This window comes from Nitrospinaceae bacterium, from assembly GCA_018669005.1.
Taxonomy (GTDB): domain Bacteria; phylum UBA8248; class UBA8248; order UBA8248; family UBA8248; genus UBA8248.
In genome coordinates this window covers 45,575-60,542 of record JABJAL010000094.1, presented here as the reverse complement: position 1 = coordinate 60,542, position 14,968 = coordinate 45,575, and the positions used below count along the sequence as shown (strand labels likewise).

Sequence of the window (14,968 nt, the reverse complement as noted above, 5' to 3'; positions counted from 1 at the left end):
TTGCTCGGGTGTATGGCGCTTCTTGCTCATCTAAATCCCCTCCCGGGTTGGGCGGTCTTACCAAAAGAGTATCGAATATCCTCTCTTTCAGCTTGGACCGGTTTGAAGGGGCAAGGTCAGTCCAGTTTATCTAGCTACCAGGACAATTTTTCCGCGGACATGACCTTTTTTGCTAATTTCCAGCGCCGAGGCCGCTTCAGCCAGCGGTATTTCAGTGATCTCTAGTGACTTTAACGCGCCGCTCTCTACAAGCTCAACAATACGTTCAAGATGCTTTCTGTCCCGGGGCACTTTTGGTCGTATAGCGGTAACATCATTCTGGGGTGGTTCGAAGCCCTCTGGTCCGTTAGCAACATGGATTAGACGACCTCCGGATTTTAGGACCGAGAAACTACGCGCGTGAACTTCTCCCCCAATCGTATCGAATACGACATCACATTTGGGTACAACTTCTGTAAAATCTTGTGTCGAGTAATCTATGGCTTCGTCTGCTCCGAGGAGGCGGACGTAATCGTGATTCCGGGCGCTGGCTGTGGTAAAGACTTTGGCTCCAATGTGTCTTGCATATTGCACCGCGAACCCACCAACACCCCCGGCACCCCCATGGATTAGTATTGTCTCGCCAGATTTAAGTTGAGCGGTATCCTCCAGAGCGATAAGTGCAGTCAGGCCTATCAACGAGAATGCGGCAGCTTCGATGTGCGAAAGGACGGGGGGTTTAATTGCGACGATCTCGGCTTTTATGGCGAGAGCCTCCGCATAGGCGCCTTCTTGCCCGCTATCCAGAACGCCGAACACAGCGTCACCTTTGGAAAAATACCCGACGCCTGGGCCAGCTTCTCGTACCACGCCCGAAAAATCGCGTCCCAGGATATGAGGGAAAAGCATTTTGGGGTCGCTGCCATGACGACCTTCTCGCGACTTCCAGTCAGACGGATTCAGGCTCGCCGCATGAATATCCACGACTATCTCGCCGGAACCTGCAGCCGGGTCTGGTGTATCTCCATATTGGAGAACTTCCGGGCCTCCGTAGCCATTCATCAAAATTGCTTTCATCCTATTTCTCCTTTTTGAAAGTATTGAAATTTTAGGAAGCTAATTACTGCGGTGCACAGGGGACAATTCTGAAGCCTGTAGTTGGGAAATTGCTAATTCGACAGAGGCGCCCTTATCGCATGGCTGTGGTTGGAATTCTTATAGAGTACATTTCAGAATTCTTGTAAAACTGAATTATTATAACCGTGAGCTAGTATAGACTTCGATTGATTTTTGTACATGAGAATAGATTTTGTAAATTTTTTCAAGAGTCCAATATTTTGGGAGCACGGGAGCACGGGAGCACGGGAGCACGGGAGATTGGAAATTTTAAAACAAGATATGGTGTCTACCAAGGACCGGATTCAATCCATACTGCGACAGCCCGAATGTTTGGCTCGGATTTGATGGGAGGGGAAGATTTGCCTATAGAATTTGAGTCGGAAGAAAGCGTCCTAGATCGCGATCTGAAGTCTGGTGAGCTACCAAAGATGGTAGAATCGGGTGAGCTGGACCTTTGCTATATTTCGTAAGTACGCTTCTGGAAAACTAGTTGTGGGTGGCGAATTTTTGCTTGTGGAGAAAAGAGAGCCGCCCTAATTCTATTTTTCTGTTATTTCTGATAATTCCCTGTGAAATATTTAAAATTCTCTTCATGATCGGATGGCCCTCATTGTTTGAATCCTTGCATCCCAATCTAATGTCCTTCTTAGCCGCGATATTTGTAGCGGTTGCCCAGGTGATGTTCCGCTTGGCTCTGAACCGCCTGAGTCCCGCCTTCACAACCTTGATGATGAATCTTATGTCAGCGGTTTTCGCGATTGGGCTCTATGCATATGGGGATGGTGTGAATACCTGGCCTCTGGCCGCCCTTTTCTGGTTTGTCCTGATTGGCGTGTTCGGTAATTCGATGAGCCGCTACCTGAGCCTTCTGGGTGTAAAATTCATTGGACTCTCGCGGACCCAGGTATTGTTGCAAACCGTTCTTGTTTGGTCTTCCCTGCAGGGTGTTTTTTTCCTCGGGGAGCAGATGACGCTGGGCATTGCTATTGGCACTCTGGCCATTATGTGCGGTGCTATTCTCCTCCTCTACGATCGACGGACTAATGAGGTGACTACCCCTATCCTGTACTATTTTGTTCCTGTGCTGGCTTCCTTCCTCCTCTCAGTGACATTTGTTTTTCGAAAGTTCGGGCTCGACATGCTCCCATCAACCTCGTTGGGGATTGCTGTGTCCACCGGCTCGGCAGCTCTACTTTTGGCTGCTTTCATGCCCTTTGCCAAAGAGGGAGGCACCAGGCGTTGGGATCCTCGAGGCCTGTTTATTGTTCTCCTTGGAACAATGTCCCATTTCATAGCAGCACTTTTCTTCTGGTCTGCTGTCCAGCGAGGGGAAGTTGTACAAGTCATCCCCATTAACCGCTTGTCGGTCCTTATCGTAATCCTCCTCTCTTGGCTTTTCATGCAAAAGCAAGAGGCTGTTACTTGGCGTATTGCATTTGGTGGCGCTATTTCGGTCGTGGGTGCATATGCCGTGGTGTGGGGAAGATGAGGTTGAGTATTAACATCAGATCAATGTCTGAGGATGGAAAGGCACTAGATATGGAAGTTTATATCTAGTGTTCTGGCACTGTGATTTATATGGAGTGTGGGAGGCGAACAAGTTATTCGTCACTCACATGATGATTACCGGCATGATTCCATTGCGGTTTGCATGGGGAAATTTTTTATTGAGTAAAGTCATTGCCACCCTAGCCATTCGCAAATCGCATGTCCCATGATCCAGTTTTTGTCTTCTTCGGTGAGCCATGACATCTCTTCTGTGAACATGGTTACCACCTGAGAATAAGAACACGGCACATGATATAGGTGGGATAAATCAGACCCCCAGAAAATACGCTTTGGTCCGAAGGCATCATAGATGCGGCGCAGGTAGGGATGAATCCGAGTGTAGGGATAATTGTCGCTGGTAAATTGCGGCAATGAAGTCGCTTTGACAGCAATGTTTGGACGCTTGGCAACGGCCAGCAACATATCCAGGTCTTTAAATGCTTCCTCGTCTTTGTCATCACCGGAAATACACAGGTGGTCCACGACCAGTTTCAACCCTGGATGACGTTCGGCAATTTGATCGATGAATTTCAATTGCGCCGAATCGACCAAGAGCATGATAGGTACGCCAGCCTGTTCCGCCTCCGCCCACAGCCAATCTGCGAGTCCTTCGGAGAGTATCGGTCGAAAAGGTGGGTGCCTGAGTACCAGGCGCAAACCAAGCATCCCGACTTGTTCTCGCCAGGTTGCCATTTGTCCGCGTGATGCGGGTAATTCTGGCTCGAAGCGCCCCATGACGGCGAATTGATCTGGATGTGCTTGTGCCGCCTCGAGTACCAAATCATTTCGAAAACCCTCCCACATCGGCGTCACGAGGACCGCACGTTGGACGCCTGCAGCGTTCATTTCCTCCAGGAGATTGTCCTTCGAAAAAGGCTCTGGTCGATGTGGCTTGACTATTTGTTCCTCTGGCCAAGGCCGCTCTGGTGTGTTGGCAGCCCATATATGGACCTGTGCATCAACTATAGGCATGAGATGTCTCCCGTCCATCCAGTTTAAAGCCGGAAAGGGCATGGAGCTAATTTTTGCAGAATGCAACTGTGAGAAAAAATTATCTTGAAGACATCGCGTCCTTATTCCTGGATTCTTAGTCAAAGCAAAATATATTTATATGTCAAGATTTCACGGGATAAGGTTTAGGGCATAGGCCAAGGTAGGCTGCACTTTTTCCCGATGTTCCGCCTGCAACGACGATGTCGATTTTTTCCGGCTCTTCAAACAGAGGAATCATAGCGCTTGAATCCGCTTCGGTGATCCATTTTCGATCCTGGCCCCAGGCAAGAGACTTGGAGCGCCTGTATTTTTCGGCGGTGATAGCGCAATGAAGATGAAGATATTGGCGTATATCGTCTTTCGTCCAGCCGTCCCGGTTGAAAATTTCTGCGTGGGCCGGAGACAGCAAAATTACGGGATAATACGGAATGAAGATGGTCTGGCCGATACCGATGACCCGCAAGGAGATCGTATTGATAAGGGTGTCGGCAGTATCACTTTCAAGATCGGCGATTTCAATCAAGGAGTGGCCATAGAAGCATGAGACGGTGCTTTCCTCCAAGCTAAAACCCTTTTCAACATGATAGGGCTCCCATGGATTTTTCCCTTCGTTTTCTGCGAGAACCATGCTGAATTTTGCCGGTGAGCCGATGGTGTCCTGATCCAATATGCCGGGATATGCGCCGCCCACGTTCATCAACGCGAGGCGCACCGCTCGTCCAATCGCGATATTCGGGAAAGAAAGTTTTCCGGGCCCGGCATTTCCTAAAGCACAGGAGCCGGAATTGATTTTTAGTTTCTTTCCCACCGGACCATTTACGACAAAGAGCGGGGCGTGCGCACCAGTAGAAACCGTGCACATTCGCAAATTTATTTCCGGATGGTGCATGGCTTCTATAGCCGTGATGATGATTGGCATGAATTCGGGCTGACATCCCGCCATCACAGCATTAATGGCAATATCTTTGACGGTTGCCTGAGCCATTCCAGGAACAAAATTCTCCACTACAACATCATCGGGCACACGTTTTGTCCCAGCTAGCATTTTATTTACGGAGTTTTCAGTCGGCGGCACAAGAGGAAAACCATCGCTCCATCCCCATTCCAGGAACCGCTCATTCATATTCTCTAGGCACTCCAGAAGGTCTGTGCCGAAAAATTGCAGCGTATCGTCATCGGGTCCATGAATAGCAATTCTTTTGACGACATTCTCGTTGGATGTTGGGATTTGTTTTGTCAGGCCGGAGACAATATCTTCGAAAATACGATCGATGGCCTCAAGAGTTTGTGTGGCTGTGATGGTGGTGAACGCATCAGGGGTTATAGCAAGTGCGGGTTCTTGCAAGCCATATGCTTCGGCGCTTGCTCTTGCATCTTCGACGAAATAATCCTGAACGATAGAGACAACAGGTATGCCCAACTCTTCGATGCCTGCGTGGTTTCTGACCAACCACGATGTGCAGGATCCTCAGTCCCCGGTTGTAGCAATTACTGCAGAAATTTCTCTTTGACGGACATTTTCAAACCACTCTTCGGTTGCCTCGTTCACAGGCCCCGTTTCTAGCCATTCAAAGCTTAGACCCTCAAATTTTTCTGACAGCAGGTCTTTTACCCTGTTTAAAGCCACATCGCCATGTTTTTTATAGTTCCAATATAATCCGATTTTGGATTTCGAAAGATCATTGACTCTATTGGCGGGTGGCATTGGCTTGAATTTTCGGGCCACTACCGGGTTCAAAACACGCAGGAGTGCTTGGTCATTTGTGTCCTCTGGTGAAGCGCTGAGGGTCATTTGCTCCTCCTTTTATCAATTAAAAATCTTCTGAAGATAGTATGAGATTAGCGCGTTCGGTCAAAAATTTCGAATGGCCCAGATATCATAAGTTTTATAGACAGCGGTAGGGCCATTTCAGGATAATTCCATTTTTCAATTTCTGGCGAAATGCCGAAAATTCTTTAATGACGGGTAATTTTTAAGGTTTTTGAGTCGGTGTTGACTGGTCTTTATCTCGGTGGTGATGTTTCTTTTCATAGCGGCCTGAATGGATGTGGGACATTTGCGAGGCGCAGCTACGGTTCCAGGACTATTGTTGGGAGTGATACAATTATCGACGAGATGTCAATAATTGTAGGCGGCTCCTGAAATTTTTCAACAAACGAGAATGGATTTTATTGAATTGTTATTTAAAGGAGAGATTTATGCACAGCTTCAGCATGCTCGAAGAGCAGGAATTTAAGCCCGAGCGGCATGTCGATAAAATTCTCGGTACCTATGGAGAAGGTGATACCACCATCGCCTGCTGGGAGCCTGGTCAGGTCAGCCCGTATCATTGTCATCCGAATTGCACTGAAATTTATTTTTGCTTTCAGGGTGGCGGCACGATGAAATCACCAGAGGAAACCATTGAAGTTACCCCTGGCTCATTCGTTGTACATCCGCCGGGTGAGCTTCACGAATACAACAACGGCCCCGAGCGGACCCTCCTCTTCCGGGTTCGTTACGGCGAGAATATGAAAGGACAGATTAAGGAATGGCCCAGCCATCCGGAATGGAAGCCGGGAGATAAGCCCTGAGGGGGGAGCTAATGAACTGTTGTGTCTTAACTTCCTGTCTGAATGGGTTTTATTGAAATTGAGGAGCATCGATCTATTGTTGTCGGGTAAAATCGTTTAAATTTTTTTTAAGCGCAGGGGTCGATCTAAACCCCTGTTTCGATTTTCAGCGAAGGGAACTTTATGAGCCCGAAAACTGAAGTGTCATTTGAAAGCAATCTTCAAGCGCGTATGGATCGAATAACAGAGCTTTGTACTTTTTGCGGCAAATGTGTCGAAGCTTGTTCGATGCTGCCTTACACAGAGCTCCAAGAGGAAAACCCTGAATCTGTTGTGCGCTCGGTGGTGGATATTATTAATGGTCGTCCCTTTGCACCCGAGGGCGCGGCTTGGGCTCAGGCGTGTCAAAAGAGCGGTGCATGTATCGATGCTTGCCCCGAGGATGTAAATCCGCGGGAAATGCTGCTTTATGCCAGAACCAAACTCCAGCAGCGCGATTTCGGAAAAGAGGAATTAAGACAACGCGGACGGAATTTTTTCCGCCGGCTAAGTGGAATCATTCGCGTCACGGCCGGGCTCCAAACTCCACCTGATCTTTATCGGCGTCTTACCTCTGTCCGGTTCGAGAAGAAGGCCCCCGCACAAAATCTTTTCTATTTCGGGTGCCATATTCTCAAGACGCCTCATATCCTGCTCTCGTGCATGGATGTATTCGAAAGGATGGGATTGGACTACGAAGTGGCGGGCGGAATGGCTCATTGTTGCGGCATTAATCATTTTCGAAGCAGCGACCCCGAGGCAGGGGCGGCCATGGGTACGCGGTCACTTGAAAAATTTCAGTCTTATGGGTCTGGGCAGGTAATTACTTTCTGCCCTACCTGCCAGATGCAATACACGGAATACCGCCCTCTTTATAATGGACCCGGAAATGACGAACTCCCCTTTGTTCATGTGACGAAATTTTTGGCCCAGAATATCGATACCCTCAAATCTCTTTGTTTGACCCAGGTCAATAAGCGGATTGCACTCCATCTTCACGGAGGAACCGATGGTGTGGAAGAGAATGTGAAAGCGATTCTTGCCTGCGTCCCTGGCCTCGAAGTGGTCGAAATTGACCAACATAAGGACCATGGTTATCAATGTCCCACGCTTCTGTTGCCAGGAGCGCCTGAGGCGATGCGCGAAAAACTCTTTTCCTCGGCCAGTGCTGCCGAAGTGGATTCTGTGGTGACCGTCTATCACAGTTGCCATTTTGAACTTTGTCCAGAGGAGGGGAATCAAGCTTTCGAGTTGGAAAATTTCATGACGATTCTGGGCCAATCGATGGGATTCGAATATCCGGATTGGACGAAAACTTTCAAGTTATACGGAGATTTGGATCGCGTTTTGGCTGAGGCCGGGGAACAACTCCGAGAGCACGGTATCGACCCCGATAAGGCGAGAGGCCCGCTTAAAGCGGCTCTTTACGGCTAGGGCATTAAACAAATTTTGTGAAACTGGGGACATCTCAGCTTTGCGCCACCGGGCGCACTCTCGTTTCGTAGTACCCGGAGCATTCACCGGAGTTTGTCAAAATATCTTCCGTGAGGACGTTTATCCCGTGTCCCTTCTTCATCCAACCGCCTGACCTTGCCAGACAAACATCTTTTCGAAGCTCTTCGTCTAAAGCGAACACAACCTCGCACTCACCGCTGGGGGAGAGAAGGCGGCCCTTCTCTCCATCTTTAAGGGTGAAGCGCGTGGCGGTCTCTGGGTGGAGCCAAACGATGGCCTCGCTTTTCGTTTGTTGAGACTCAAGCATCTGTGAAGACTGATAGCGCTGGTACTTTAACGAGAGAAGACGAAGGGGATAGCGGTCATCAGCTTTCGAGTCTCCTTCCGGCTCCCACTCTTCTAGGAACTCAAACTTGCCCGAGGGCGTCGCAAAGACGCCACCCTCAAAAGGAGTTCTGGGAGACTCAGGATTTCTGAATATTTCATTTGTGGCGTTCTTAGGGTTCAGGCCGTACTTCTCAATGGGTGCTAACGCCTTCGGTAGGAATTGTTCTATCGGGTGGCCTAGATAGGGGTCTTCAATACCCAGTCTCTGGGCCAGGAGACCTACAATTTCCCAGTCCGCTTTTACCCCTTCCGGAGGCTGGACAGCGGGCACCACCGGGCCGACATAGGGATTCCAGCCAGCGGCGCGAATATCTCTAGTCTCAAGGAACATAGCAGACGGTAGGAAGAGATCTGCACATTCCGCCGTATCGGTCAGGAAGGAATCCACTACAGTTACGAAATCTATGGAACGAAACGCTCGGGCCACTTTTTGAGAGTTCGGGCATTGGGTTACCGGGTTTCCTCCGTGAATGTAGGCCGCCCTTATCGGCGGCTCCTTCATATTTAGGATAGCCTCCCCAATTATGGCTTTAGGGGCTGTGCGATGCGAGGTTGCGAATTCTCCCCCGTCTAGCGTGCGATCAAACGGTCCCCAAAAGTCCGAGTTGTAATTATACCCGCCTCCCTTCACGCCAAGGTTCCCGGATAAGGCGCACGCGGCCAGAATCAAACGAGTTATCTCCGCACCTTGCTTGTAGTGTTGAGGGCCTCTTCCCATGCAGATTGTGGCGGGATGGTTCTGACTAAAGAGCATGGCGATTTCTCTTAATGTTTCCTCCGAAAGCCCGCAGCCAACAGATAGCTGTTCCCATGAAAAACGCTGGGACATTCGCTCGATCGCTTCTGCGTTCAGCGTTGCGTTCTTTAGGAACTCAACGTCCGCCTTGTCTTCCTCGAGTAGATATTTGCATATCGCAAGGGCTAGATACCCGTCTCCGCCGGGTTTCGGTGCATAGTGGTGATCGCAGAATTTTGCAGATTCGTTTCGGATGGGATCGATGAGGATAATCTTGGCGCCATTCTCACGGGCTTTTTTAATAAGCGGAACCATGTGGACCGAATATGCGACCGGGTTTCTTCCCCAAAGGACAATCATCTGGCTATTTACCATCTCGGAGGGCGCAGGGCATATAGAACGACCCAGGCTTTGAATCATCCCAGCGACACCTGCTGTCAGGCAAAGAGAGCCAGAGGCTACCGTGGGCCCACCTAGCTTGTTAAACAGGCGGATATTGTAGCGATTGGAAATGCCGAAAGAGCCCGAACTCATAAAATAGAGAATGGAGGCGGGGCCATACTCATCCACGGCAGCGCGAAACTTACTTGCAGCTAAATCGATGGCATTGTCCCAGGATATCTTTCGCCACCCATCTTTTGTTTTTTGTAGTGGGGAGGTCACCCGCTCTGAGCTGTAAAGACGATCAAGGTATCGGTTTAAGCGGATGCACAAAAAACCCTCCGTGTAGGGATGTACTTTTGAGCCGCGTAACCGAACAACTCGGTTGTTTTCGACTTCGGCCTCTACACCGCAAGCGTCTTGGCAGTCCAGGGTGCAAGTTGTTTTGATCGTATTAACCATAAATGTGTCCTTTTTTCATTCACCTTGGTGGCATCGAGAAAATGATGAAGGTGTTTTGATTCGATTGCACAGTTGGGAAAATTGTAAAGCAAATACTATGAAAATGCCCTACCTAAGGCGAATTACTAAATAAGGAGAGATGGGAGCGTAGTTTAATGACTTGCCTATTGGTCGACAGGTGAACCGTCGCGGTGGAGGCGCATGGCGACGGGTTTGCTCATAGGCGGACGTATGGATTCCGGAGCATCGACCAGGTCGATGCCGATTCCCGGTCTATCAGGTATGGCGACGAAGCCATCTACGGGGGTTGGTACTTCATCGACAATGTCATGCCCAAGGTGTTTCCGAGAAGAAACCATAACGCCATCCTCAAAGCCGGTGCTGTATTCCTGAATGGCAAAATTGGGTATCGCAGCATCGAGTTGCAGGCAGGCGGCCAGGCCGACCGGAGACAGTGGGTTATGCGGCACCACCATTACATTATGTGCCTCAGCCATGGCGGCAACCTTTCGGCCGCCGGTGATGCCACCACATAGGCACAAGTCTGTGCGGGCGTATGCCATCGCATTTCGGGATAGTGCTGCCTGAAATTCATAAATAGTTGAAAATCGTTCGCCGGTAGCAATTGGGATTCGAATTTTCTCTGCGATGAGAGCCATCGAGTCGGTATCCTCGGGACGCATCGGGTCCTCAATGAACATCGGATGATATTGTTCTATGCCCTGCGCGAGAACTATGGCCTCTGCCGGGGTCAATCTGCGGTGGATTTCGATACATAAATCCAAGTCGTTGCCCGCTGTTTCTCTCATTTGCCTGACATTGTCGATTGCATCGCGCATCTTGGCGGCATGCGACTTGAAATAGATTTCATCCTCGCCTTCATCCAAGAATGGATTAATGTGCCCTGCGGCGGTGAAGCCCTCCTCTTTTTTCGTTTTACCTCCTCAAGAATTCCTTCGATGGTTTTTTCATATACGTGTCCGTAGACTCGCGCGCTGGTGCGGACAGCCCCGCCGAGAAGTTGATAGATAGGTACGCCTAGTTCCTTGCCTTTGATATCCCAGAGCGCAATATCAATTGCCGAAATAGCTGCATTGATGGCAAGTCCTTAGAAATAAGAGAAACGATGCATGACGTTCCAGTGATGTTCAATTTTAGACGGGTCTTTGCCCTCTAAGTAGTCGGCGAACCTTGACAGTGCAGCTTTGGCAGCTTCGATATGTCCCCAGGAGCCAGCTTCCCCAATTCCGTAAATACCTGTATCTGTCTCGATTTTGACAAACATGAACTGTCCAGCATGAATTGGCGTCACCTGGGTAATTTTCATTGATATGGCTCCTGGGATGAAAGCATGTCTTTTGTAAATATATCTATGAGTTCAAAATCTGTTTTGTGCATGGCAAATAGAAACTTTAAGCCTTAAAGCATAGTGTTCATCGCCTTGCTGAGTGTAGGCGTATTACCTGAGCCCGCTTTCCAAGAATAATCTGTTTATGGATGTTTCCTACCCATTTTCTTGCTATGGCCAAACGCCTCAGATTGGGCTGGCAAGAAGGTTCTAATCCTCAAATCGGACCCCATTGACCGTGTTTTGCCTACAAATAATTGAGTTTCGTTTAGCTGCAATAGGGCTATGAAGTAGGGGGATTTATCTCGGAGTCGAGAACTCTGGTGTTCTAAAGACACATGAGAATCTAAATTTTGGTTGCGGAGAACTGTCTTGGGTTATATATAAGAGATAAGGACCCTGTATTCTTGTATGTGTGTGTTTTTTAGGTTTCCTGAAAACACATAAGCCATTTAATTATAATTACTTATATTCATGGAGTTTTCAGCTACAAAAAGAGTTTTTCCTGGAAAAGATTTGCAAACCTTCTATTTAAATACCCTACCAAGGGCATAATTTTGAGGAGGCAGCTTTGTGAAATGTCCGCGTGCAGTACTTTTATCTCTAGTTCTATTGCTCTCAATTTTTGCATGGCCATTTTTTGAGGGAAAGGGCGCCGATGCCTATCGAGACGGCGGCTGGAATTCCAATTACTCCCTTGGCCAAAAGCTTTTTGCTACCCATTGCGCTGCCTGCCACGGCAAGAACGGTGAGGGTGGAGTCGGGGTGCCTCTCAATCTTCAAAGTTTCCTTTCCGTTGCACCACCCGGCTACATCCGCAAGACGATCTTTTACGGTCGTCTTCCGCGGACGATGATCGCCTACGGCGCCATTCTTAAGAAAAAGGAAATTGAAGCCATTGCCACGTTTGTCCGAGGCTGGCAGGTTTCCGACTACAAAGGCCTCGACATCAAACGAGTGGCCGGTTCTGTCTCGAACGGAAAACTTCTCTTTGACGGCATGTGCATCGGTTGCCATGGCCTCAATGGGCTCGGAGGGCCGCAGGTGGGCGGCGGCCATGTAACAAATGCCATCGCGGGCTACCCCGGCCCCTCTCTTAACAACCAGGGTTTCCTCAAATCCTCTACCGACGGATACATCAAGGCGACGCTGATGTCCGGTCGGGTGGGCACCCCAATGGGGTCCTATTTGAAGGGCAAGCAGGGTTTCGTCGAATTGAGGGAAGAGGAGATCAATGACTTGGTGGCTTATATCCGCTCCTGGGAAAAACAGGGCGGGGGACCACGCGATCCGTGGAGGAGTGAGTAATGTCAAAGTTTAACAGGCGAAATTTTCTGCAGGGCTCAGCCGCCGCCCTGGCCACCGGCTTGGCGATGGGCGGAAGTCTGACCCGCGACAAGGAAATGTTCCGGTTCATCGGAGACGCTGACGCGGCCACCACAGACACACGCAAGCTCGTGCCGACGCAGTGCCCTTATTGCGGTGTGGGGTGCCACACCTACTTCGTTGTGGAGAACGGCAAGATAGTCGCTTCGGTTCCCGACAAGGACTCGCCAGTGAATCAGGGTCTTCAATGCATCAAGGGGCTCACCGCTGCCGAGGCGCTCTACGTCGATAGGCTCGATAAGGTGCTAATTCGCAAGGACATGTCCAACCCGCTCACGGGCTATGTATCCAAAACAAAGGGCCGCTTCGACGACAGTGTCTTCAGAGAGGGCACCTGGGAGGAAGCCACCGAAATTGTCTCGGACATGCTCGTCTCCGTCGTGAAAAAATACGGCGGAAACTCCATTGGCGTTTTCCAGTCCGGCCAGCTCACGATGGAAGAGCAATGGCTCGACAATATTTTTTATAAGGGCGTGCTCCAGTCGAACACTATCGAGGCAAACGCCCGTATGTGTATGACCTCGGCGGTCACTGGTTATATCCACAGCCTGGGAAGCGACCACCCGCCGACGAATTACTCGGATATTGAAGAGGCTGATTTTATCAGCCATTGGGGCCACAACGCTCGCGGGTCGCACCCGGTGCTCTTCTGGCGCGTCGCGGCCACCAAGGAGAAGAGAAACATTCCGACCATGGTGGTCGATCCGCGTTTCACTGGCACCATGGACGGCTATTCCCAGGTAAACCAAAACAATAGTCTCTCGATCACTCTTCGTCCGAATGGCGACATCTCGCTCCAAAATGCCATCGCCCATGTCCTGATGAAGGAATACCCCCAGGCCGTAGATGAAGCTTTCATTCGCCAGCACACGGATGGCTTCGATAAGTATCGCGAGGGCATTCTGGCTCGCTATAGCCCGGAGCAGGTTATTGATCGAACCGGCATGGCTCCTTCCGTTGTCCGGCGCATCGCCGGCATCTGGGCTGACGCCACTCTGAAGGGAAAGCGGCGCGGCCGGGGTGGTGTGCTTACCTTCTGGGGAATCGGCTACAACCAGTCGATTCACGGCCAGCATCGAACCATCAACCTCATCAATCTCCATTTGCTAACCGGCAACATCGGCAAGCCGGGCTGGGGTCCGTTTTCGATGACCGGCCAGCCAAATGCTATGAGCGAGCGGCTCATGGGTGGACTCACTGGTCGCCTTCCCTTTAACGAGGGCTTAAAGAACGCCAAACAGCGTGCGCACATCAACAAGGAATGGGGTTTGCCAGCGGGCAGGCTCGATAAGACAGCTAAGATGAAAAACAAGGGTATGGCGATCGGTATGTTCGAACGCGCGCTCAAAGGCGAGGTTAAGGTGCTCCAACTTGCCTATGCCACTCACATCGACTTGCCGGATACGAATACGCTTGTTCGCCCGGCGCTCACCAAGACCTTCACCTACATGGCCGAAGCCTATCGGCACGCACCAAATCTGCTCTACGCGGATGTGGTGTTCCCAGCTGCGACACACGGGGAGAAGTGGGGCATCTACCAGAACAGCGAGCGCAAGATGTATGTCACCGATAAGGCGATGGAGCCCCCCAAGAATTGCATCCCTGACCTCGACATCATCATCAAGGAAGGGAAAGTCGTTGCCAAGAAATTGGGGCTCGACCCGGACAAGGTATTTCCTTATAAGCCAAAGAAAAATGGTCTTTATGATCCCGAGGATGTCTTCCGCCATATTCTCCGCGCGAGCGCGGGGTCGGATGCCAATCTCACCGGGATGCTTGAGGTCGAAAAACGAGACGGCATCTCTCCCTACGAGCAGCTTCGCAAGCAAAAGGGCATTTTCTATCCCGCGCCCACCTACGACATTGCGAAAAAGGGTGGTGTCGAGCGCAAGTACATGAACCAGGAGGGTTGGAAGGATAAGCCCTATGGCGCCTTTCGGAGAAAGAACGGAAAGGCCAAGTTCAAGCTCACCGAGCAGGACTACACCAATGCCAGGGAGATCATCGGCAAGCTCGACAAAGCGGGTAAGGATCCAAATTTTTACGTGATCGACAATTACAAGGTGCTCGTCGAGATGCGCGATAATGCGCTCACGCCAGATCTTCCCGATTTCGACTACCACGGCAAGTCCATCGCCGAGACCACAAAAGACGATAAGTATCCCTTCTGGCTCAACCTGGGAATCGTCTTCGAGCATTTCCACACCACGAAGACAATCCGTGGGGCGACCACGAGAAGGCTTGTTCCAGAGCAGTATGTCGAACTGAATCCCAAGGATGCGAAACAGCTCGGTATCGAGGACGGCGAGTGGATTCGTGTCGTCTCACCGCGCGGAAGCTACGAGGGTCGCGCGAGCATAGGAACAAAGAGCAAGGTCAAGCCCGCGCGGAACAAGGTCATGCCGGGCCAGATATTCTCTCCGTGGAACCTGTCCGTGGCCGACAGCGCGGACCCGAAGAAGAACAAGTGGCTCGTCAACGCAACGGCTCACCGCGCTTTCGACCCAGTTTCGGGACAGGCGGACTACAAGCACTTAAAGGCTCGGATCGAAAAAATTTAATCGCCTTTGTAGGGCCCGGGG

General features: G+C 50.4%; 10 protein-coding genes and 1 pseudogene. 5 read left to right on the top strand and 6 right to left on the bottom strand.

The genetic code is table 11. The features are described from left to right. Positions 1–126: 126 nt before the first annotated feature. Positions 127–1,056 carry an NADP-dependent oxidoreductase gene (locus HOJ95_15090; GenBank protein MBT6396022.1) on the bottom strand — a complete coding sequence of 310 codons (930 nt, stop codon included), beginning with the start codon at positions 1,054–1,056 and terminating at the stop codon, positions 127–129. A 652-nt stretch (positions 1,057–1,708) separates the two neighbouring features. On the opposite strand from HOJ95_15090, the gene HOJ95_15085 reads away from it, so the two are divergent. Continuing rightward, positions 1,709–2,587 (top strand): DMT family transporter, encoded by an 879-nt coding sequence (locus tag HOJ95_15085; protein ID MBT6396021.1) that lies wholly within the window; start codon positions 1,709–1,711, stop codon positions 2,585–2,587. 188 nt (positions 2,588–2,775) lie between these two features. On the opposite strand, the gene HOJ95_15080 is transcribed toward HOJ95_15085, so the two are convergent. From HOJ95_15080 to HOJ95_15070, 3 genes are all read right to left on the bottom strand, one after another. Next, positions 2,776–3,618 carry an amidohydrolase gene (locus HOJ95_15080; protein ID MBT6396020.1) on the bottom strand — a complete coding sequence of 281 codons (843 nt, stop codon included), beginning with the start codon at positions 3,616–3,618 and terminating at the stop codon, positions 2,776–2,778. Between the two features lie 142 nt (positions 3,619–3,760). Beyond that, positions 3,761–5,089: a hypothetical protein gene (locus HOJ95_15075; protein MBT6396019.1), complete on the bottom strand. Its 1,329-nt coding sequence runs from the start codon at positions 5,087–5,089 to the stop codon at positions 3,761–3,763. Between the two features lie 18 nt (positions 5,090–5,107). After that, positions 5,108–5,431, bottom strand: a complete 324-nt coding sequence (locus HOJ95_15070; protein ID MBT6396018.1) for a hypothetical protein — start codon at positions 5,429–5,431, stop codon at positions 5,108–5,110. Positions 5,432–5,838: 407 nt separating this feature from the next. Here HOJ95_15070 and HOJ95_15065 point away from each other — a divergent pair, with 407 nt between their 5' ends. Beyond that, the gene (locus tag HOJ95_15065; GenBank protein MBT6396017.1) at positions 5,839–6,213 is read left to right on the top strand and encodes a cupin domain-containing protein; all 375 of its coding nucleotides are present in this window, start codon (positions 5,839–5,841) and stop codon (positions 6,211–6,213) included. Between the two features lie 162 nt (positions 6,214–6,375). Further along, positions 6,376–7,665, top strand: a complete 1,290-nt coding sequence (locus HOJ95_15060; GenBank protein ID MBT6396016.1) for a (Fe-S)-binding protein — start codon at positions 6,376–6,378, stop codon at positions 7,663–7,665. A gap of 34 nt (positions 7,666–7,699) precedes the next feature. On the opposite strand, the gene HOJ95_15055 is transcribed toward HOJ95_15060, so the two are convergent. Together HOJ95_15055 and dgoD are read right to left on the bottom strand one after the other, a co-directional pair. Further along, complete coding sequence (locus tag HOJ95_15055) at positions 7,700–9,652, bottom strand: molybdopterin-dependent oxidoreductase (GenBank protein ID MBT6396015.1); 1,953 nt, start codon at positions 9,650–9,652, stop codon at positions 7,700–7,702. Between the two features lie 164 nt (positions 9,653–9,816). Continuing rightward, positions 9,817–10,979, bottom strand: a pseudogene (dgoD, locus tag HOJ95_15050) (galactonate dehydratase). Positions 10,980–11,573: 594 nt separating this feature from the next. Between dgoD and HOJ95_15045 the strand changes: the two are divergent. Together HOJ95_15045 and HOJ95_15040 are read left to right on the top strand one after the other, a co-directional pair. Beyond that, complete coding sequence (locus HOJ95_15045) at positions 11,574–12,308, top strand: c-type cytochrome (GenBank protein ID MBT6396014.1); 735 nt, start codon at positions 11,574–11,576, stop codon at positions 12,306–12,308. Next, entirely contained in the window at positions 12,308–14,947 is a 2,640-nt protein-coding gene (locus tag HOJ95_15040; GenBank protein ID MBT6396013.1) for a molybdopterin-dependent oxidoreductase, read from the top strand. The genes HOJ95_15045 and HOJ95_15040 overlap by 1 nt, the downstream gene beginning before the upstream one ends. Positions 14,948–14,968 lie beyond the last annotated feature (21 nt).

Coding starts and splice junctions, on each gene's coding strand:
- HOJ95_15090 (MBT6396022.1), bottom strand. CDS start 1,056: ATGAAAGCAATTTTGATGAATGGCTACGGAGGCCCGGAAGTTCTCCAA.
- HOJ95_15080 (MBT6396020.1), bottom strand. CDS start 3,618: ATGCCTATAGTTGATGCACAGGTCCATATATGGGCTGCCAACACACCA.
- HOJ95_15070 (MBT6396018.1), bottom strand. CDS start 5,431: ATGACCCTCAGCGCTTCACCAGAGGACACAAATGACCAAGCACTCCTG.
- HOJ95_15065 (MBT6396017.1), top strand. CDS start 5,839: ATGCACAGCTTCAGCATGCTCGAAGAGCAGGAATTTAAGCCCGAGCGG.
- HOJ95_15060 (MBT6396016.1), top strand. CDS start 6,376: ATGAGCCCGAAAACTGAAGTGTCATTTGAAAGCAATCTTCAAGCGCGT.
- HOJ95_15055 (MBT6396015.1), bottom strand. CDS start 9,652: ATGGTTAATACGATCAAAACAACTTGCACCCTGGACTGCCAAGACGCT.
- HOJ95_15040 (MBT6396013.1), top strand. CDS start 12,308: ATGTCAAAGTTTAACAGGCGAAATTTTCTGCAGGGCTCAGCCGCCGCC.